General features: G+C 59.4%; 21 protein-coding genes. 7 read left to right on the forward strand and 14 right to left on the reverse strand.

Annotation, left to right across the window (positions count from 1 at the left end):
* The first annotated feature begins 1 nt into the window (after position 1).
* The 6 genes from ACW5W8_RS00340 to ACW5W8_RS00365 all read left to right on the forward strand — a co-directional run bounded on the left by ACW5W8_RS00340 (position 2) and on the right by ACW5W8_RS00365 (position 5,154).
* Positions 2 to 727 (forward strand): nucleoside phosphorylase, encoded by a 726-nt coding sequence (locus ACW5W8_RS00340; RefSeq protein WP_498625879.1) that lies wholly within the window; start codon positions 2 to 4, stop codon positions 725 to 727.
* A gap of 104 nt (positions 728 to 831) precedes the next feature.
* A complete protein-coding gene (locus ACW5W8_RS00345; protein WP_498625880.1) occupies positions 832 to 1,503 on the forward strand; it encodes a Crp/Fnr family transcriptional regulator in 672 nt (223 codons plus the stop codon).
* 42 nt (positions 1,504 to 1,545) lie between these two features.
* Positions 1,546 to 1,872 carry a N(4)-acetylcytidine aminohydrolase gene (yqfB, locus tag ACW5W8_RS00350; protein WP_498625881.1) on the forward strand — a complete coding sequence of 109 codons (327 nt, stop codon included), beginning with the start codon at positions 1,546 to 1,548 and terminating at the stop codon, positions 1,870 to 1,872.
* Between the two features lie 87 nt (positions 1,873 to 1,959).
* Entirely contained in the window at positions 1,960 to 2,880 is a 921-nt protein-coding gene (locus tag ACW5W8_RS00355; RefSeq protein ID WP_498625882.1) for an alpha/beta hydrolase, read from the forward strand.
* A gap of 61 nt (positions 2,881 to 2,941) precedes the next feature.
* Positions 2,942 to 3,322: a DUF1622 domain-containing protein gene (locus ACW5W8_RS00360; RefSeq protein WP_498625883.1), complete on the forward strand. Its 381-nt coding sequence runs from the start codon at positions 2,942 to 2,944 to the stop codon at positions 3,320 to 3,322.
* 200 nt (positions 3,323 to 3,522) lie between these two features.
* Positions 3,523 to 5,154, forward strand: coding sequence for an alpha-glucosidase (locus tag ACW5W8_RS00365; protein ID WP_498625967.1), 1,632 nt, complete (start codon positions 3,523 to 3,525; stop codon positions 5,152 to 5,154).
* Here ACW5W8_RS00365 and ACW5W8_RS00370 read toward each other — a convergent pair whose 3' ends face one another.
* Positions 5,155 to 6,531, reverse strand: coding sequence for an MDR family MFS transporter (locus ACW5W8_RS00370; protein ID WP_498625884.1), 1,377 nt, complete (start codon positions 6,529 to 6,531; stop codon positions 5,155 to 5,157). It lies immediately after the preceding gene.
* 184 nt (positions 6,532 to 6,715) lie between these two features.
* On the opposite strand from ACW5W8_RS00370, the gene ACW5W8_RS00375 reads away from it, so the two are divergent.
* A complete protein-coding gene (locus tag ACW5W8_RS00375) occupies positions 6,716 to 7,312 on the forward strand; it encodes an HAD family hydrolase (protein WP_498625886.1) in 597 nt (198 codons plus the stop codon).
* An 84-nt stretch (positions 7,313 to 7,396) separates the two neighbouring features.
* Here ACW5W8_RS00375 and ACW5W8_RS00380 read toward each other — a convergent pair whose 3' ends face one another.
* The 13 genes from ACW5W8_RS00380 to aroB all read right to left on the reverse strand — a co-directional run bounded on the left by ACW5W8_RS00380 (position 7,397) and on the right by aroB (position 20,272).
* Positions 7,397 to 7,657, reverse strand: a complete 261-nt coding sequence (locus ACW5W8_RS00380; RefSeq protein WP_498625888.1) for a hypothetical protein — start codon at positions 7,655 to 7,657, stop codon at positions 7,397 to 7,399.
* 262 nt (positions 7,658 to 7,919) lie between these two features.
* Complete coding sequence (locus tag ACW5W8_RS00385; protein WP_498625890.1) at positions 7,920 to 8,717, reverse strand: DUF1338 domain-containing protein; 798 nt, start codon at positions 8,715 to 8,717, stop codon at positions 7,920 to 7,922.
* 323 nt (positions 8,718 to 9,040) lie between these two features.
* Complete coding sequence (gene astD, locus ACW5W8_RS00390) at positions 9,041 to 10,510, reverse strand: succinylglutamate-semialdehyde dehydrogenase (protein ID WP_498625892.1); 1,470 nt, start codon at positions 10,508 to 10,510, stop codon at positions 9,041 to 9,043.
* A 72-nt stretch (positions 10,511 to 10,582) separates the two neighbouring features.
* A complete protein-coding gene (astA, locus tag ACW5W8_RS00395; RefSeq protein WP_005334994.1) occupies positions 10,583 to 11,602 on the reverse strand; it encodes an arginine N-succinyltransferase in 1,020 nt (339 codons plus the stop codon).
* 76 nt (positions 11,603 to 11,678) lie between these two features.
* Positions 11,679 to 12,896, reverse strand: a complete 1,218-nt coding sequence (locus ACW5W8_RS00400) for an aspartate aminotransferase family protein (RefSeq protein WP_498625894.1) — start codon at positions 12,894 to 12,896, stop codon at positions 11,679 to 11,681.
* Between the two features lie 276 nt (positions 12,897 to 13,172).
* Positions 13,173 to 13,754: an aminodeoxychorismate synthase component II gene (locus ACW5W8_RS00405; protein WP_498625895.1), complete on the reverse strand. Its 582-nt coding sequence runs from the start codon at positions 13,752 to 13,754 to the stop codon at positions 13,173 to 13,175.
* A 21-nt stretch (positions 13,755 to 13,775) separates the two neighbouring features.
* Positions 13,776 to 13,991, reverse strand: coding sequence for a hypothetical protein (locus tag ACW5W8_RS00410; RefSeq protein WP_498625897.1), 216 nt, complete (start codon positions 13,989 to 13,991; stop codon positions 13,776 to 13,778).
* Between the two features lie 119 nt (positions 13,992 to 14,110).
* Positions 14,111 to 15,115 (reverse strand): tryptophan--tRNA ligase, encoded by a 1,005-nt coding sequence (gene trpS, locus ACW5W8_RS00415; protein ID WP_498625898.1) that lies wholly within the window; start codon positions 15,113 to 15,115, stop codon positions 14,111 to 14,113.
* Between the two features lie 42 nt (positions 15,116 to 15,157).
* Positions 15,158 to 15,826 (reverse strand): phosphoglycolate phosphatase, encoded by a 669-nt coding sequence (locus ACW5W8_RS00420; RefSeq protein WP_498625900.1) that lies wholly within the window; start codon positions 15,824 to 15,826, stop codon positions 15,158 to 15,160.
* Positions 15,813 to 16,487, reverse strand: a complete 675-nt coding sequence (gene rpe / locus ACW5W8_RS00425; protein WP_498625901.1) for a ribulose-phosphate 3-epimerase — start codon at positions 16,485 to 16,487, stop codon at positions 15,813 to 15,815. Before rpe ends, ACW5W8_RS00420 begins: the two co-directional genes overlap by 14 nt.
* Before the next feature lie 189 nt (positions 16,488 to 16,676).
* On the reverse strand, positions 16,677 to 17,549 hold the full coding sequence (locus ACW5W8_RS00430) for a Dam family site-specific DNA-(adenine-N6)-methyltransferase (protein ID WP_005335008.1): 873 nt from the start codon (positions 17,547 to 17,549) through the stop codon (positions 16,677 to 16,679).
* Between the two features lie 70 nt (positions 17,550 to 17,619).
* Entirely contained in the window at positions 17,620 to 19,200 is a 1,581-nt protein-coding gene (locus tag ACW5W8_RS00435; protein ID WP_498625903.1) for an SPOR domain-containing protein, read from the reverse strand.
* Positions 19,190 to 20,272 carry a 3-dehydroquinate synthase gene (gene aroB, locus ACW5W8_RS00440; RefSeq protein ID WP_139476496.1) on the reverse strand — a complete coding sequence of 361 codons (1,083 nt, stop codon included), beginning with the start codon at positions 20,270 to 20,272 and terminating at the stop codon, positions 19,190 to 19,192. Before aroB ends, ACW5W8_RS00435 begins: the two co-directional genes overlap by 11 nt.
* Positions 20,273 to 20,284: the final 12 nt, after the last annotated feature.

Here is a 20,284-nt window from a genome sequence, read left to right on the forward strand (position 1 = left end):
CATGACTCTGTTACCCCATCTTCAGTGCCGCCCCGACCAGATTGCCGAGCGGGTGGTGCTGTGCGGCGACCCGGCCCGGGTCGACCGCATCGCCAGCCAGCTCGAACAGTGTGAGGTGCTGGGGCAAAACCGGGAGTTTCGCCTCATCAACGGATCCTATCAGGGGCTGCCCATCACGGTTTGCAGCACCGGCATCGGTGGCGCATCGGCCATCATAGCGCTGGAGGAGCTGGTGCAAGCCGGTGCCACATCGTTTATACGGGTCGGCTCCGCCGGTGCCCTGCAACACGACATCGGGCTGGGCGACCTTATCGTGGTGGAAGGGGCGGTACGCAATGACGGGGCTTCACAGGCCTACCTGCCTGCCGAATATCCCGCCTGCGCCGACATCTGGCTACAGGCGGCCTTGCTCAATCAGGTGGCGGCCAGCGGCCAACCTCATTGGCACGGGCTGGTGCGCTCCCACGACAGCTTCTATCGGGATGATGAGCAGGAGGTGTGCCGCTACTGGCATGCCCGTGGCGTGCTCGGGGCAGATATGGAAACTGCCTCACTGCTTGCCGTTGGACGCCTGCGCAAGGTGCGGGTGGCCGCCGTGCTCTGCAACGTGGTGCTGTTCGAGCAGGATGTGCAAGATGGGGTCAATGAGTACGCCAGCGCCGAACAGGCGATGATGGCCGGTGAGCAGCAAGCCATCGCCGCCGCCCTCCACGCTCTGGTGCAATAAAGCGCAAACCGTTAACTGCGGCACATCCGCTAGCGTGCGGGCTGGTATCCGGCCCGCACTCTTGCTAGCCTCATGACCCTCGTCATCGGTGCGACAGGTAAGTCATGCAGCAACAGCCCTATCCCCTCGGTCGTTTTCACGCCGAACTCGCCAAACTGGAACCCCGCTTTGCCGAGGCGCTCGACGCCTGCACCCTGTTTCTGCGCCGCTATCTGCCTGGTGAATCCATAATGCGACAGGGGGAGCAGAGCGAGCAGCTCTATCTGGTCGAACGTGGTCGAGTCTCCCTCAACAGCACTGTGCACTCGGGCCGCAGCTTCCAGCTCGGCGAAATAGCCTGCCACAGCCAGATCTTCGGCGAAATGGAGTTCTTCAGCGCCACTCCGGTGCAGTGGAACGTGGTGGCCGAGACCGAGCTGGACGCACGGGTCATCTGCGCCAACAAACTAGCCCAGCGCCTGCTGGCCGAGCCCGAGTTGACCCTGTTCTTTGCCGCAGCGCTTGCCAGCGACTATCTCGATACGCTGGAGATCACCACCAGCCGGCTGCTCCACCCCATCGCCTACAACATCGCCTATGAGCTGTGGCGAGAACGCCAGCGCACCCCCATGCTGGGGTCACGCAAGCGGGCCCACGAAGCGGCCCGCTTTGGTACCACAGAGCGGGTTTACCGCCGCGCCCTCAAGGAGCTGATCGAACAGGGCATAGTTGCCGACGGCAGCGACGGCCCCGTTATCGCCGATCTGACCAGGCTGCGCACCTATCTCGACCTTTGATTTCCATTCACCCCATTTCGATTCACCCTGTCAGGAGTCACCATGTCTGCCCATCCCTATCCCGAATTCACCTTCTTCAGCCGCTTCGTCGCCGACATTCAGGCGGGCCGCAAAACCATCACCATCCGCGACGAGAGCGAAGCCAACTGGCAACCCGGCCAGCGTCTGGCGCTGTTCACTAACCCGGAACACCAGCCCTTCGGCACCATAGAGGTGCTCTCCGTCAATGCAGTGGCCTTCGATGAACTGAACGACGAGCACGCCCATCAGGAGAACATGACCCTCCCCGAGCTCAAACAGGTGATCCGCGATATCTACCCCGCTCTGCCGCCGCTCTATGTGATTGAATTCCAGCTGCTTGAAGTCTGATTTTGTGAGCTGCCTCAGCTAACGCCGGTTGCGCTCTCTGGCTAAAGGAGCAAAATAACTGTTTTTATATACAGTTACTGGTGCGTTATGGATATACAACTTGAACCGGCCATTGCGGCCATGGTGGCAGAGTTCATTGCCGCAGGCAGTCCCAAGGCGAGTAGCCTGAGCTGGCAGGCGCGACGTGAAGGCTATCTTGCTTCGGCCATATTGGGCGGTGAACGGGAGGAGGTTGGCGCTATCGAAGAGTGGCAAAACGGCCATTATTCCATTCGCCTCTATCAACCATCGCCCACCTCAAGCGCAAGCCGTCCGGCCCTGATCTACTTTCATGGCGGCTGTTTTGTCAGCGGCGAGTTCGACACCCACGACCGCCAGATGCGGATGCTGTGCAATCGCGCCGAAGCACTGGTGTTCGCGGTACATACCCGCCTTGCCCCTGAACACACCTATCCTGCAGCACACGACGACGCACTGGCTGCTACGCTCGCCATCATGGCCGATGTGGAGAAATGGCATGGGGATCCGGCACGGATTGTCCTTGCGGGCGACAGTGCCGGCGGCCACCTCGCCCTGATCACAACATTGCGACTCAAGGAGCAAGGCGCCCCTTTGCCTGCAGCCCAACTGCTCATCTATCCGATGCTCGATGCAGCGGGCGAGAGTGACAGCTATCGGCAGCTAGGGGATGACTACCTCATCACCCGCGACATGCTGTTAAGCGGTTTTCACGCCTATCTGGGTGAGCAGCCCGTCACTCACCCCGAAGCCAGCCCGCTCCATCATCCTGCCCTGTCAGGATTGCCGCCGACCCATATCGTAACGGCAGAATATGATCCGCTGCGCGATGAAGGGGAAGCCCTCTATCGCAAACTGCTGCAAGCCGATGTCACAACCACCTGTCAGCGGCAACTGGGTGTTATACACGGCTTCTTCCAACTGGCCGGAGTCAGCCCTGCTGCGCGTCAGCTCATTGAACAGCTCTCACTGCTTATCAGGAGACTCTGATTTGGCCTTTGCCGAGCGATGTGTTAATAGTGTCCTCTTTTGAATCAGGGAGGTGATCAGAGTGTTTGATATAGCGAGCCTGAAAGAGGGGATGATGCACGGGGTCGAGCTGTTCCAGCTGCTGCTGGAGATCATCTCCATCGCCTGTGTGGTGATAGGACTTGGCAAGACCCTCTGGCTGGCGGCAAGAGTGCGGGATCACCAACCCGGCTTTCCGCGCATTCGTCTCTGCTTTGGCAGCTGGCTTATTCTGGCGCTGGAGTTCCAGCTCGCCGCTGACATCCTGGCCACCACGGTCGCGCCGAGCAAGGAGGAGCTGATCCGCCTCGCCATCATCGCGGTGATCCGCACCTTCCTGAACTACTTCCTCGGCAAGGAGCTGGAAGCACAAGCGGAACGCCAGCAGGAGCAGCGCAGCGAGCAGGCCAAGGCTGCTCAATAACCAGTATTCTTGCAGAGTATCAGCGCTAAGTGCCGTGCCATCCCGACCACAGCCGTGGCTTGGGATAGCACCTTTGTGACCCTTCCCGCACTTTTGGCAACCAGCCAACAATGGAACCCTTTTCAAGGCATCCCCTGCCCTGTTGACTGCTCGCTCATCTGCGTAAGATGGAAAGCCTCCTCCCCCAACCGGCCAAGCTGATGAACCCGCACCCCCTCCACGCGCCCGATATCGACCTCGATAGCTGCGTCATCTACCAGATTTACCCCATGAGTTTTCAGGACAGCGATGGCGACGGAATGGGCGATATCAACGGCATCCGTCAGCGCCTCGGTTATCTGGCCACCCTCGGGGTCGATATGCTCTGGCTCACCCCCATCTATCGCTCCCCCAAGCGGGACAACGGCTACGATGTGGCGGACTACCGTGCCATCGACCCCGCCTTCGGCACTCTGGCCGAGATGGAAGCACTGATCGCAGAGGCAAGGGAGCGTGGCATCGGCCTTATGATGGATATTGTCGCCAACCACACCTCCACCGAGCATGAGTGGTTTATAAAGGCGCTGGCCGGCGATCCCCGCTATCAGGGTTATTACGTATTCCGGGATCAAGCCTTCGTCGACGCCCACCCCATTACCTCGATTTTTGGCGGTAGCGGCTGGCAGTATGTGCCAGCGCTTGATCGCTACTACCTGCACAACTTCGATCCCAGTCAGGCCGATCTGGACTGGGACAACCCGGCGGTGCGGGCCGAGATGGCATCGGTGATCAACTTCTGGCTGGGCAAAGGGATCAAGGGATTTCGCTTCGATGTGATCGACATGGTGAGCAAGGAGTGGGACCGGCTTGCCATGAGCAATGGCCCGCGCCTGCACGACTATATCCGCGAGCTCAATGCTGCGAGCTTCGGCGGCAAGGGGATCATTACGGTGGGGGAGACCTGGGGGGCTGATCTCGCCCATATGCAGAACTATTCGAACCACGACGGCAGCGAGTTCAGCATGGTGTTCAACTTCGAGCATCTGGGGCTGGGCAGTGACAAGTGGTCATCCCGCTTTGATCCCCTCACCTTCAAGCGAGCCATGGCCCGCCACCAGCAAGGGCTACATGGGCGTGGCTGGAACAGCCTGTTTCTGAATAACCACGACCTGCCCCGCGCCGTCTCCCGCTTTGGCGATGACAGACCCGAGTGGCGTGAAACCAGCGCCAGGCTGTGGGCCATGGTGCTGCATATGATGCAGGGCACCCCCTTCATCTATCAGGGGGAGGAGCTCGCCATGACCAACCGCCACTGGCAGCCGGATGAACTGCGCGATGTGGAGGCCATCAACTACCGCGCCAGCCAGTCAGGGCTGGATCCTGCCGAGCTGAGTCGGCGGCTCGATGCCATCGGCCGCGACAACGCCCGCACCCCGATGCAGTGGGACGCCGACCCCAACGCCGGTTTCAGCACGGCCACACCCTGGATCGCCCTCAATGCAAACCACGTCGAGATAAATGCTGACGAACAGCTGGCCCGTCCCGACTCGCCGTTTCACTGCTATCGCCAGCTCATCGCCCTGCGCAAGGCCCACCCTGTCGTTCGCCACGGCAATTTCGAGCTGCTGGATGGGGATGATCCCGAGCGCATCAGCTATCGCCGCCACTGGCAGGATCCGGCTAGCGGAGGTCGGCACACCCTGCTGCTGCTCGCCAATCTCACGGCCAATCCCTTGCCGATGCCCCACTTCGACAAGGTGACAGACGAGATGCGGTTACTGCTGGCCAATTACCCGAGCGAACCGGTGCAGATATTTGCCCCTTACCAGTGCGCGGTGTGGCTACTCGGCTAATCAGGCGCTGATGGAGGCCAGCTCGTGACGTTTCAGCGCCAGCAGGGTGATGAGCAGCGCCAGCGTGGCGATCAGTGCCATGCCGATATAGGTCGCGCTGAAGCCCGGGGCCAGCAGATCGGGGGCAAGTCGGCTCAAATCACCATCGCTGCCGGCCGGCAGGCGCAAGTGGAACAGCATGGAGCAGATGGCCACGCCGACGGCACCACCGAGCTCCCGCCCAAAGTTGAACAGCGACATACCGATGCCGCGATCCTGCCGTGGCAGGGCATTTTGCACCACCACCGAGAGGGCGGGCAGCACCAGACCAAGACCGATACCGGCAAACCCGAGCGCCAGCCTGACCCAGGCATCGAAGTGGATCTGCCACAGCGCCACCGCCGCGAGGCCAAAGCCCACCGCGACAAAGCTCTTGTAGTGACCGGTACGGCCAATCAGCTTGCCACCGACAAAGGCCCCGGCTGTGATGCAGATCATGAAGATCACCATGCTCATCCCGCTCTCGCTGGCGCTCATCCCCTTCTGCCACTGCATCTGCAACGGCAGATAGACCAGCACGGCAAACATCAGCAACTGGGAGAGCATCACCAGCAGCACGCTCACCAGATAGCCGGGCAGCCGCACCAGATGGGCGGGCAATATGGGGTCGTGGGCACGCCGCTCAATCAGAATGAGCAGCAGCAGTGCAACACCCAGCGCCGCCGAAAGCCAGACGGCAGGCAGCGCCGCTTCCGGCGAGAGCAGCAACAAGGTGAGCGTGGTGACGGTAATCAGCAGACCCGCCCCCTTCCAGTCGAAGCGACTGTGGCGACGTACGTTGAGCTGCTTGAGGTTGCGGTTGATGAGAAAGACCGCCAGCGCCCCGAGCGGCAGGTTGATCCAGAAGATCCAGCGCCAGCTGAGCTGCTCGGTGAAGTAGCCGCCGAGCAAGGGGCCGGCGATGCTGGAGACCGCATAGACCGCCGAAATGTAGCCCTGATACTTGCCCACCTCCCGCGGCGGAATGGTGTCGGCAATCACGGTAAACGCGAGGGCAATCAGACCGCCGCCCCCCAGCCCTTGCAGCACCCGCGCTGCCAGCAGGGTCTGCAGATCCTGGGAGAGGGCGCAGGCCACCGAGCCCGCCAGAAACAGGCCGATGCCGATATTGAGCATCCGCACCCGGCCAAACAGATCGCTCAGTTTGCCGTAGAGGGGCAGCACGGCGGTGGCCGCCAGCAGGTAGGCAGTGACCACCCAGGTGAGGGCGGCACCGGCGTGCAGCTCGGCGCCAATCATGGGCAGCGGGGTGGTGACTATGCTCTTTTCCAGTGAACCGAGCGCGATCACCAGCGCCACACTGGAGAAAATGGTTTTGGGGGATATTTTCGAGGTCATAAGCGGACTCGCTGATCTGATATGCCAAAGTATCCGGCAATGAACGGATTATTGTCTCACAAATCAGCAAGAGATAGAAAAAACGGCGGCCACAATCAGCCCAACCATGAGGAAGATCCCACAAACTGCCGACCGGTTCTGTTAGCCTGCGCTATTTAGTCCGAATTCAGTCCGAGGAGCCCCCATGAATGAGCAGTACCGGTTTGATCACTACGATGCCCTGATTTTCGATATGGATGGCACTTTGGTAGATTCCATGCCCCTTCATCTGGATGCGTGGGAGCTCACCTGCGCCGAATTCGGCATCCCTTTCGAGCGGGAACAGCTCTATCAGTACGGCGGCATTCCCACCCGCAAGATCATCGCCATGCTGGCCGAGCAGCAGGGGCTGACGGTGGATGTCGAGGCCTTTACCCGCCGCAAGATTGCCCTCTATATGGAACATATCGACAAGGTCAGCGTCTTTCCCAAGATGTGGGAGCTGGTCAGGCACTATCACGGCAAGGTCAAGATGGGGATTGGCACCGGCTCACCGCGCAATCAGGCGGACTCCATCCTCAAAAGCACCGGACTCGACGCCTATATCTCTGTGGTGGTGAGCGCTGATGATGTCACCAACCACAAACCGCATCCCGACACCTTCTTGCAAGTAGCCGAACTGCTAGGCGCCAATCCCGCCAACTGTCTGGTGTTTGAAGATACCCGGATCGGGCTTGAGGCAGGCAAGGCGGCAGGGATGGATACCGTGCTGGTTATCGAAGGTGATCTGCACCAGCGGTAAAGGACTCAGGGCAAGCAGGCAAACCGATACAATGGTGCCACGACAGTGGCACCATTTATTGTTTACGTGAGCATGGCGGCAGCGTCAGTGCCCGGTCAGCGCGGCGATCGCCGCCGGAATAGCGGCAACCGTCAGGCAAAGGGCGTTGGCCTGCGCCTCGTCATGTAGTGCCTGATGAGCGCGCAGCAGCTCAAGGGCTTGGGCCGGAGTATCTGCAAAGGTGGGGGCGGCGATGGCGGCAAATCCCTGTTCGACCAGTTGACGACGCTCATCGCTATAGCTGGGTGCATTCGCATCGAGATAGGTAAGCGACTGACCTTGCTTGAAAAAGTGATAGTTAGGCATCGATTGGACCCGCAAAAACAAAGCGCCATTCTACTCCTTTTTGCTCCACTGCCTGCGTCAATCTGCGGCGCATCAGGTGATCTCGTTCACATTTTTATCAACAATTCGGCCACACCAAACACCAGAAAAACCCATCCCCCTCTCCTCTTAAGTCATTGATAACCAGAAAGGGTGCCACCACCCGCGGCAAACAAAACGCCTCCACAGGGGAGGCGTTCTCATCTCGGATGAGCGCGGCACAACCCGTGCCGGTCACCGACCTTTACATCGCGTTGGTCGATTCGAAGATCTTGTCGGCCGACGCCTCGACGAAGCCCGGATAGAGCACCCCATCGGCCTGTGGATAGCGCAGGGCAAACTCGTAGAAGCAGCTCGGGATGGTACGTACCCCATCGCTGAACGGCACCTCGGCTTTGTCAGCCATGGTGGAGGATTGCTCCAGCATCACCTGCGGATCCCCCTTCACCTCGCCACCCACACTGTTGAGGACAAAACCCGCAGCCTTGAGCGCCGCATTGACCTGATGGATGGTGTCGAAATCCTTCAACTTGTTGATATTGACCGTGAAGTGGTTGGCACGATAGCCCCATGCTGCCATCCAGGCCGCATACTCGCTCTCCGCCAGCAGGGTCTGGTAATCGGCATAGGAGACCTGCCAGGGGGCGCCGGTGTAGAGAAATGCCGGGGTATCGGTCAGATGATCGGGCACCTGATCGGCCAGCTTGTGGATGATGGCCTGCGCGCCTTCAGAGAGCTCTTCGACCTTCAGCTCGCTGATAAACACCTTGGGAGCGTCCGGATCCTGATGCTCGAAGTGCTTGGCGTAGAGCTTTTTGGCCTTGAAGACGTACTCGCCCTTCTGCTCGTAACCGAGCGCCAGAAAGTGGGCGGCCAGCTTCTCCAGCCCCAGCTTGGGCAGGTTGTAGGTACGAAACGCCACGTGATCGTTGACGATGGGCTCGCCGCCACCCAGCAGGGTGTGCACCTTGAGGGCGCTCGGGGTCACCTTGATGTAGTTGTCCCACAGATGGCTGAACAGGGTGTCGATATCCTTTTGCATCTCTCTTTCCTTTGATTGCGGGTACAGATGGGGGCACCGCTGGATGCCCCGTGTCGTTATTAGAAGCGCAGACCGGGCGACAGTTGATCCGGCATAGCGGCTTTGCTGTCTTCGACGGAGGCAACCGGGGATATGACACAGTCGTCGGCGGCGTTGAGCCATCTCTGCTGCATTGGCATCCCCGTTTGCTCTTAAAACGTCAAGCCGGGAGACAGCTGCTCCGGCATAGCGGCCTTGCTGTCTTCGACGGAGGCAAACGGGGATATGACACAGTAGTCGGCGGCGTTGAGCCATCTCTGCTGCATTGGCATCCCCATTTTCTCTTAAAACGTCAAGCCAGGAGACAGCTGCTCCGGCATGGCGGCTTTGCTGTCTTCGACAGAGGCAACCGGATAGGCGCAGTAGTCAGCGGCGTAGTAGGCGCTTGCTCTGTGGTTGCCGGAGGCGCCGATGCCGCCAAACGGCGCGGCACTGGAGGCGCCGGTGATAGGTTTGTTCCAGTTGACGATACCGGCGCGGATCCGCTTGAAGAAGTGGTGCCAGTCCGCCTCCTTGTCCCCCAGCAGACCGGCCGAGAGACCGTAGCGGGTGGCGTTGCCCTGATCGATGGCAGCATCGAAATCATCGTAACGAATGAGTTGCAGCAGCGGGCCGAAGTACTCTTCATCCGGCAGCGCCTTGACTGCCGTCACGTCGATAATGCCCGGAGAGACAAAGCCGGTACCCGCTTTCAGGTGCTCAAGCACCTGCAGGCTTTCGCCGCCCAGCTGTTGCAGGTTAGCTTGCGCCTCAACCATGCCAATCGCAGCCTTCTCGCTTATCATCGAGCCCATGAACGGCTGCTCGGCAGCGTCATAGAGGCCGACCTTGATCTTGCCCACCACCTCGACCAGTCGCTTGACCAGCGCATCGCCCCGCTCGCCGCGCTCGACAAACAGACGGCGGGAGCAGGTGCAGCGCTGACCGGAGGTGATAAATGCCGACTGGACGATGGCATGGACGGCGCCGTCGATGTCACTCACCTCTTTCACGATCAGCGGATTGTTGCCACCCATCTCGAGGGCCAGAATTTTGCCCGGCTGACCGGCAAACTGCTGATGGAGGAAATGACCGGTGCGGGAGGAGCCGGTAAAGAAGAGTCCGTCGATATCGGGGTTGCCCGCCAGCGCCTTGCCGGTCTCGACCTCCCCCTGCACCAGATTGAGCACGCCCTTGGGCAATCCGGCCTCCTGCCACACCTTGACCATGGCTTCGGCCACCATGGGGGTCAGCTCGGAGGGTTTGAATACCACGGCGTTACCCGCAATCAATGCAGGTACGATATGACCGTTGGGCAGATGGCCCGGGAAGTTGTAGGGGCCGAACACCGCCACCACACCGTGGGGCTTGTGGCGGACAAACGCCTTGGCGCCCGGCATGGCAGTTTCAACGGTACCGGTACGCTCGTCATGGGCACGGATGGAGATGGCAATCTTGCCCTGCATGGCGGCTACTTCGGTGCGGGTCTCCCACAGCGGTTTGCCTGTTTCGCGGGCGATAGTCAGGGCCAGCGCCTCTTTCTGCTCGCCAAGCAGGTCGGCATAGCGACGCACTATGGTCAGGCGATCCTCAAGCTCCATATCAGACCAGTGGTAGAAGGCGGCGCGGGCAGCCTTGACGGCCGCATCGACCTGAGATGTGCTGGCGGCAGCCCCCTGCCAGATCACCTCGTTTTTGGCCGGATCCCGTGACTCGAACGGCTTGCCTTCACCGGCAAGCCACTGACCATCGATAAATTGTACTGACTGGCTCATCCATTCACTCCCTGTCGCTGGCAGGCAGCCTCGGCTGCCTGTCTGATAATCGGTTTGCTTGTCCTGTTTGTCTCAGTCGAGGTCGACCACCCGCACCATGTCGCCATCCTGCACCTTGAGTGCCGCCGCCATCTTGGGCGGAATGATGGCTTCATGCTTGTCGAGATCGACCCGGATATTGCCGTAGCAGGCGCGGTAATGTTCGAAACGGCTGTTGCAGATAAGGTGGGTCTTGCCACCAATGGGCTCGCCCACCAGCACCCGCAGCTTCTTGCTGCGGCGCACGCTGCGGATATTCTTCACGTCGCACTCGACGGTGGGGCCCGCATCGAAGATATCGACGTAGCCACGGTTCACGAAGCCCTCGTCCTGCAGCATCTTGATGGCGGGACGGGTCTTCTCGTGGGTCTGGCCGATAACGGCGCGCGCCTCTTTGCTCAGCAAGTTGACGTAGATGGGGTACTTGGGCATCAACTCGGCGATAAAGCGCTTCTTGCCGATGCCGGTCAGATAGTCGACGGTGGGAAAATCCATCGAGAAGAAGTGGGTTTGCAGCCACTCGTAGAAGGGACTGTGGCCGTTGGCATCGGAGACGCCGCGCATCTCGGCGAAGACGGTCTCGTCAAACAGCTCGGGGTGCTCGGCCATAAACAGAAAGCGGTGCTTGGAGAGCAGGCGGCCGTTGAGCCCCTCGCGGGCACATTCGCGCAAAAACAGGGTGCAGAGCTCGGAGTTGCCGGTGTAGTCGTTGGAGAGGGTCAGGGTTTCAACGACGTTGTAGATGCCGAGCTTGGGAGAAGAGTGCACCACCTTGCCGATGTGGTAGTTGTAAAACGGCTGGGAGAGGCCAACCGCGGCATCGATGGCACAGGTACCCACCATCTCGCCGGTCTCCAGATCCTCGGCCACGAAGAAGTAGAGGCAGTCCCCCTTGCCGGCGGGCTTGTCGGAAAAAGTCTGGGTAGAGGCATCGATCTTGCGCTGCAGCAGCTCATCGTTGACGGGCAACGAGGTCATGCCGGTGCCGGACTCGATGGCGCAGGTCTTGAGCCCGGCAAAATCTTTTTGCTCGATGGGACGGATAACCAACATAAATGACAACTCCCTTTCATTGACGACAGGTGGGGTCCCGGCTCCTGCCGGGAGAGCTCCCCACCTCAATTTGCAATCAGGCGTTAACCACCTGGGCAACCGCCTTCTCGAAGCGGGCCAACCCTTCCTTGATGTCCGCTTCCGGGATCACCAGCGAGGGAGCAAAACGAACCACGTTGGTACCAGCCACCAGAGCCATCAGCCCCTGATCGATGGAGGCCAGCAGGAAGTCGCGGGAGCGCCCCTTGTAGGCATCGCTCAGGGCCGCGCCCAGCAGCAGACCCTTGCCGCGGATCTCGCTAAAGCAGTGGTATTTGGCGTTGATTGCTTCAAGGCCATCGCGGAACAGCTGTTCGCGCTGCTTGATGCCAGCTAGCACCTCCGGAGTATTGATCACGTCGATCACCGCCTCGGCGACCGCACAGGCCAGCGGGTTGCCGCCGTAGGTAGAGCCGTGAGTGCCCACTTTCAGGTAAGAGGCGATTTCGTTGGTAGTCAGCATGGCGCCGATGGGGAAACCGCCACCCAGTGCCTTAGCGCTGGTGAGGATGTCCGGCGTGACGCCCAGCCCCATATAGGCATAGAGATCACCGGTCCGGCCGACGCCGGACTGCACTTCGTCATACACCAGCAGGGCATTGTGTTTGTCACACAGCTCGCGCACCCCGTTGGCAAACTCGTCGGTAGGACGAATGATGCCCCCCTCCCCTTGCAGCGGCTCCATCACCACGGCGCAGGTGTTGTCGGAGATCACCTCGGCCAGCGCGGCCAGATCGTTGTAGGGAACATGGGTAATGTCACCGGGCTTGGGACCGAAGCCATCGGAGTAGGCTGCCTGGCCACCGACGCTGACGGTAAAGAAGGTACGACCGTGGAAGCCCTGATTGAAGGCGATGATCTGGGTCTTCTGCTCGCCAAACTTCTCGATGGCATAGCGACGAGCCAGCTTGAGAGCGGCTTCGTTCGCTTCGGCGCCGGAGTTGCAAAAGTAGACCTTGTCGGCAAAGGTGGCGGCAACCAGCTTCTTGGCCAGACGCAGGGCCGGCTCGTTGGTCATGACGTTGGAGAGGTGCCACAGCTTCTCGCCCTGGGTTTTCAGGGCCTCGACCAGCTTGGGATGACAGTGACCCAAACCGTTGACGGCGATGCCACCGGCGAAGTCGACATACTCGCGCCCTTCCTGATCCCAGACACGTGACCCTTCACCACGCACCGGGATGATCTTGGCGGGCGCATAGTTGGGAACCATCACTTCATCAAACACTTCACGTGTCACTGCCAACAACTCTGACATATAGCTCTCCTTCGATTCGGCGACAGAATAATCCACCGCCCAAAAGTTAAATCCGTGTAAACGTGACGGGATTATCACAGAAATAAAGTAAAAAGTCTGTAACAAGACGGCCTATAAGGAACAATGTTCGATTGCTCTTGAGATTTTAGGCAACCGCATTGCATAACGACTCAGGGGGGCTTGGCAAGAGATAATTTGGGCAGGAGAGGGGGTGAATAAAGTGTCAGGGAAATTTTTTTTGCCTTCTCTCGAACTTGAGAAGGCGATCACAACTTTTTATGAACGCGCCAGAAAGTTGGCCAGCAACTGATGACCCTGCTCGCTCAAAATACTCTCCGGATGGAACTGAACACCCTCGATGGGGAGCGTCTTGTGGCGCAGCCCCATGATCTCGTCAAACGAGCCATCGGTATGCTCGCTCCAGGCGGTGACCTCGAAGCAGTCGGGCAGCGTGTCGCGCTCCACCACCAAGGAGTGGTAACGGGTCACCCGCAGCGGGTTGTTGAGCCCCTTGAACACCCCCTCATTGCAATGGCGGATGAGCGAGGTTTTGCCGTGCATTACCTGACGGGCACGCACTACGCGGGCGCCAAAGGCCTGCGCCAGCGACTGATGACCGAGACAGACGCCGAGAATGGGCAGCTTGCCAGCAAAGTGGCTGATAGCGTCGAGAGAGATCCCCGCCTCATTGGGCGTACAGGGACCGGGAGAGATCACCAGAAAACGGGGGGAGAGCTGCGCTATGGCATCAAGCGTCAGTTCATCATTGCGCTTGACTACAACCTCTTGTCCCAGGGCGCCGAAATATTGCACCAGGTTCCAGGTAAAAGAGTCGTAGTTATCGATCAACAACAGCATGAGATAACCAACAGCGGAGAATTAACGATCGAGATAACGACCCTGTTCCATTTCCCGTTCACGCTGACACTCGGCCAGATAGATGGCGGCAGCAATGGCAGGGGTTTTATGGTGTTTGTCGATGGCATTTGAGACCATCAGTTGCAGGGTATTGAGGTTTTTCGCCTTGCGAAATTTACGTAGCCAGTGACCTTTGTCACTCAGCTCTTCAGCAGAAATAGTTGGTTGAACAGACATGCGTACTCTTGGGGATATTACCCACGTTGAAATAAAGAAATTAAACAAATATAGCCGGTCAGAAAATAAAGAAAGCCAGGCAAATACCCAGCTCTCTTCTACTACACCTTCCCAGTATGTCAGGCTCGAGGAACGAAGCCGACTACATCATATACGCTGGTCAGGTTTTTTTCAGCTCTTTCGCGCGCCTTTTGTGCCCCTTCGGCCAGAATCGCGATCAGATGGGCCTCATCCTGACGCAACGCGTGGAAACGCGCCTGGATCGGTTCCAGCAGCGCAACCACGGCTTCGGCGGTCTCGGTCTTGAGGTGACCGTACATCTTGCCTTCGAAGTGCTGTTCCAGCTCGGGGATGGAACGACCGGTCACGCCGGACATCAGGGTCAGCAGGTTGGAAACTCCCGGTTTGTTCTCCGGATCGAACCGTACCACCGCCGGCTCGTCGGAGTCGGTCACCGCACGCTTGATCTTCTTGACGATCTGCTTGGGGTCTTCCAGCAGGCCGATGAAGTTGGCCTCGTTGTCATCCGACTTGGACATCTTCTTGGTCGGATCCTGCAGGCTCATCACCCGCGCCCCTTCGGTCGGAATGAAGGGCTCCGGCAGGGTGAACACCTCACCATACAGGTTGTTGAAACGGGTGCAGATATCGCGGGTCAGCTCCAGATGCTGCTTCTGGTCGTTGCCGACCGGCACCTGATTGGCCTGATAGAGCAGGATATCGGCTGCCATCAACACCGGATAGCCGAACAGGCCAACGTTGACATTGTTCTCGAAACGGGCGGACTTGTCCTTGAACTGGGTCATGCGCGACAACTCACCCATCTGGGTGTAACAGTTGAGGATCCAGCCCAGCTCGGCGTGCTGCGGCACGTGAGACTGGATGAAGACGGTGCTCTTCTTGGGATCGATACCGACCGCCAGATAGAGGGCGGCCGCGTCCAGACAAGCCTTGCGCAGGGCAGCCGGGTCCTGACGAGTGGTGATGGCGTGCAGGTCGACGATGCAGTAGAGGCAGTCGAACTCATCCTGCATGTTGACCCACTGACGCAGGGCCCCCATGTAGTTGCCGATGGTCAGTTGACCGGAGGGTTGCGCTCCGCTCAATACGATTGGTTTAGTCATGAGAGTGTTAATCCTTGTTATTCAGCCAGCCCAACTGCGCTATTAGACCAAAAGTGCATCGAGCTGGGCAAACTGCTCGAATACCCAGTCTGGATGGGAGTCGGCGATGGGGCGGCCATAGTTGTAGCCGTATGTAAGACCCACCACCTTCATGCCAGCCGCCTTGGCCGCCAGCACGTCATTTTCGGAGTCGCCCACCATCAGGGTGCGAGCCGGGCTCACCCCCAACTCCTGGCAAGCGTGCAGCAAGGGCTCCGGGCTCGGCTTCTTGACCGGCACGCAGTTGCCGCCAAGCCAGAGCGCGAAGCAATCGCTGATGCCAAGGGCATCGAGGATAGGGGCCACGAAATCGCTCGGCTTGTTGGTGACGATCGCCTGCTTGTAGCCCTGGCTTTGCAAGCGACGCAGACTCTGGGCCACCCCGTCATACATCGCCAGCCCCTGCAGCAGGCAAGCGTTGTAGTGCTGGAAAAAGATCGGTCTGGCCTTGGCAAACAGCTCGGGATCGGCCTCGCGATAGGCGAGCGCCCGCTGGATCAGCTTGTCGGCGCCATTGCCTACCCAGGTACGGATCACCGCTTCATCAGCCTGCGCCAGACCGAGGTCTGCCAGAGTCAGATTGACTGCCAGCGCCAACTGGGCGGCGCTGTCAATCAGGGTGCCGTCCAGATCGAACAGCACCAAATCAAATGCGCGCTCAGCGTGTGACACAGCTAAGCTCCGCACGCATCTTGTCGATCACCGCCTTGTAGTCAGGCTGGCTGAAAATGGCCGAGCCGGCGACAAACATGTCGGCGCCCGCTTCGGCGATCTCGCGAATGTTGTCGACCTTGACCCCGCCATCGATCTCGAGGCGGATATCGCGGCCGCTCTCGTCGATCAGACGACGCACCTGACGCAACTTGTCAAGGGTGCCGGGGATGAAGCTCTGGCCACCGAAGCCCGGGTTGACCGACATCAGCAGGATCACGTCCAGCTTGTCCATCACATACTCGAGGCAGGAGAGCGAGGTAGCAGGATTGAGCACCAGACCCGCCTGGCAGCCCATCTCCTTGATCAGGCCCAAAGAGCGATCAACGTGATCGGACGCTTCCGGATGGAAGGTGATAAGGGAAGCACCCGCCTTGGCAAAATCGGGAATGATGCGATCCACCGGCTTGACCATCAGGTGCACGTCGATGGGGGCCTCGATACCGTAGTCACGCAGCGCCTGACAGACCATGGGGCCAATGGTCAGGTTGGGGACATAGTGGTTGTCCATCACGTCGAAGTGAACCACGTCGGCACCGGCAGCCAGTACCTTGGCTACATCGTCACCCAGACGGGCAAAATCGGCAGAGAGGATCGAGGGGGCAATCAGAAAGTCTTTCATCAGCATCATCCATTGGCAGCCAGGGAGAAAAAGCGGCGCAATTTTAACGTAAAAGGCGGGCGAAAACGACTCGAATGCGGGGTAAATGGGGCAATCACCTCCCCTCCCCCAGCCACCTAGGTTTTGGGGCATCGGCACGGGCCTAGGCGCGCCCATAAAAAACGGCGCCCCTGGGCGCCGCATGGTCTGTTACGTCAGTGGCAGCAGTTCACTGTCGCTGGGATAGTAGCCCTGCTCCGGTTCGATTCCGGGCGGATAGAGCGCCAACAACTCGGCCACCTTGTTGCGGGTGCCGCCGTTGCGACTGATGGTGCGCTTGACCAGGATTTCGTCGAGGCGGGCACCGCGATAAAGCTCACGAGTCAGCTCGATATCGTGGTTGCTGATCAGCACCGGCACCCCTTTGTGAGCGGCTGTGTGGCGGGCCAATCGCGCCAGGATCGCCTGATCATCCAGGGTAAACCCACCGGAGGCATAGGTGGTGAAGCTCGCCGTAGTGGAGAGCGGCGCATAGGGAGGATCGCAATAGATAACCCAATCCTCTTCGGCACGCTTGATGGCGTCGGCGTAGCTCTCGCAGATAAAGGTCGCCTTCTGCGCCTTTTCGGCAAAGGCCCACAGCTCTTTTTCCGGGAAATAGGGTTTCTTGTAGGAACCGAACGGCACGTTGAAGCCGCCCTTCTTGTTGTAGCGGCACAGTCCGTTGAAACCGTGACGGTTGAGAAACAGGAACAAGAGTGCCCGCTCGAAGGTGGTCTCGGTCTGATTGAACTGGGTACGTAGCCGGTAATAGGCCGCCTTGTGGTTGTGCTCTGCCACAAACAGCTTGCGCGCCTCGGCAATGAAACTGTCCGGCGTCAGCTTGAGGTGGTTGTACAGGCAGATCAGATCCGGATTGATGTCGTTGAGCACATACGCGTCGTAGTCGGTGTTGAGAAACACAGACCCGGCCCCGACGAAGGGCTCCAGCAACACACGCCCGGCCGGCAGGCGCTCGGCAATCTCTTCAACCAGGGAGTATTTTCCCCCGGCCCATTTTAAAAAAGCGCGTGTTTTTTTCATGGAAATCCGGTGTGTAAGAAGGCAAGACCCAAAAAGGGGGACGATTCTACCCCCTTATCCGGTATCAAGGCTATTGCTTCAGCTCTTTTTGTACCTGTGCAAACGACTTGGGCCAGGGCTGACCTTTCAGCAAGGCTGGCGGAAGCTTGCGAATGGCACTCTTGGCCTGGGTCAGACCGGCATAATCCCCTTGCAGCACCACGTACCAAGGGCTGCCACGGAATTTGGTCTGATAGACCCATACCTTGCCCGCCAGACCATGCTCGGCGACAAACTGATCCACCGCCTTGGTGTTGCTCGCCCCCATCAGCTGAACGCTGTAGTGATTGCGCGGCTTCTTGTTCAAGGTGGCGACCGGTGTCAGGGCCACCTTGGGTGCAGGCACGGCAACCGGTTCGTTGCTGGCGGTTTTGGTGGTGGCAGCAGGCGTCGCGGTTGTCACCGGGTTCTGTGCCTTGGCGGTACTGGCTGGCGCCGTGGTTACGACTGCACCACTGGGGGCTGTGCCACTCGGGTTCTTGCCGGTCAGCTCGTCCACCACGTCAGTAGGCAGAGCGCCGCTCACCTTGGGTTCGGTCATCAGCTTTTGCACGACCTCGTCAGAGATCACCACCCGACGCCCTTCGTAATTGGTTGATTCGGTGGTCACGGTTTCGCTCTCCACCGACTTGGGCAGGACTTTCGCCTCCGGCTGCCAATCCTTCACCACCCCGTTGGGATTACTGGCGGCATTGCTGTCTTGCGCGCTTTGCGCAGTGGCATCAGCATTCGAACCGCCTGCAGTGAGGGGATCGCCTCCCGCCACCGGGATCGGCAATGCAGTGTTCTGCGCCGGCTCATGCAGCGCAGGTTTGCTTTCATTGTCAAACAGCGCAGGCAGCAGGTAGCTCATCGCCAGCAGGCCGCCAGCGACCAGCGCGATAGCGGTGGCAATCTTTTTGACAGGCAACTCCGCCTGACGCTTCTTGGGCCTTCTGTCGGTCATGATATCCTCCAGTAACTGCATGATGGTGGACGGATGTCCGTTCGCCGTTTTCAGGATCTCCTCCACTTGCGGCTTGGGCAAGAGGGTTGCCGGGATCTTGAGCTCTTTGGCTTTCTCATACAAGAAGATGCGCTGTTCGGGCGGGCTCAGTGGCGGCACTTCCAGCTCAAGGGCCGGCATGGCGCGCCCTTTGAGCTGCGGTCGTTGTGTACGACACCAGACGTCACTGCCCGAGACGATAATGGCCAGCTGATGGGGTGCCGCCAAGGTATCGTTATGACGGATGATCGCCCACAACTCTTCCAGCAGGTCGGCCGGTAACTGGTCCGCCCGCTCGATCATCAGCAGCAGGGTGGCAGGCTTGCTCCCCTCCAGCATGCGAAAGAAGCTCTCCGCCAATGCATCCTGTGGATTGAACAGCGGCCGCGCCACCACCTGTGGCAGTAACAGCTGGCGTACATCCACCATCTTCATGGCCGGCGTGCCGATCAGGCTCACCACCCGCACTTTTTCCGGCAACACGCCGAGCAGGGATTCGCACAGGGTACCGCGACCACAACCGGGTTTACCGGAGAGAAAAATGAAAGGGTGATTGAATTCAATCAGATGCAGCAGCCGGTCAACCAGCTGCCGCTGGGAAGGAAGTTTTAGCAGTTTATTCGTCACGACCAGACTCGATCACCGCCAGCAACTCAGCATCGGACACATCCCCCACCACCTGCGCACGGCCGATGCCAACCGGCAACACCAGGCGCAGCTTGCCTTCCAGCACCTTCTTGTCACGGCGCATATGGCGAATAAAGGCAGCGAAATCCATCTCGGCAGGCGCATGAATGGGCAAATTGGCGGCCAGCAGCAGAGCGCGCACTCGCGCAACGTCCGCTTCGCTCATATCGCCACGGGCCTGCGCAGTCCAGGCGGCCAGCATGGTGCCGGCGGATACCGCCTCACCATGCAGCCAGTTACCATAACCCTGCTCGGCCTCGATGGCATGACCAAAGGTGTGGCCCAGATTGAGCAGCGCACGGACACCGTGCTCGGTCTCATCCTGACCGACCACATCGGCTTTGATCTCGCAGCAGCGTTTGATGGCGTAGGCCAGCGCGGCAGGTTCCAGCTGTTGCAGACGCACCATGTTCTGCTCCAGCCAGCTGAAGAAATCAGCATCCCAAATGATGCCGTACTTGATCACCTCGGCCATCCCTGCGGCAAATTCGCGGGCTGGCAAGGTACTCAGACATTCGGTATCGATAACAACTTGTTTGGGCTGATAAAAAGCCCCAATCATGTTCTTGCCGAGGGGGTGGTTGACCGCGGTTTTACCGCCAACAGAGGAGTCAACCTGGGAGAGCAGAGTGGTCGGGATCTGGATAAAAGGAATGCCACGTTGATAGCTTGCTGCCGCAAAGCCCACCACATCCCCAATCACGCCGCCCCCCAGAGCGATCAGTGTCGTATCGCGCCCATGGTTGGTTTCAAGCAGAGCAGACATGATCTGCTCAAAGGTCGCCAGGTTCTTGTACGCCTCGCCGTCAGGCAGGATCAGGTGTTCAACCTGAAAACCCGACAGCAGAGCGGTTACCCGTTCAAGATAAAGCGGAGCAACGACCGTGTTGGTCACTATCATCACCCGCTTGCCCTTGATGGTCGATACCAGCGCCTCGGGGCGCTGCAACAACCCGGCAGCTATCTCGATGGGATAGCTGCGTTCACCCAGTTCGACCTTCAACCGTTCCATGGACGTCCTCTA

It is taken from the genome of Aeromonas aquatilis, assembly GCF_054052405.1.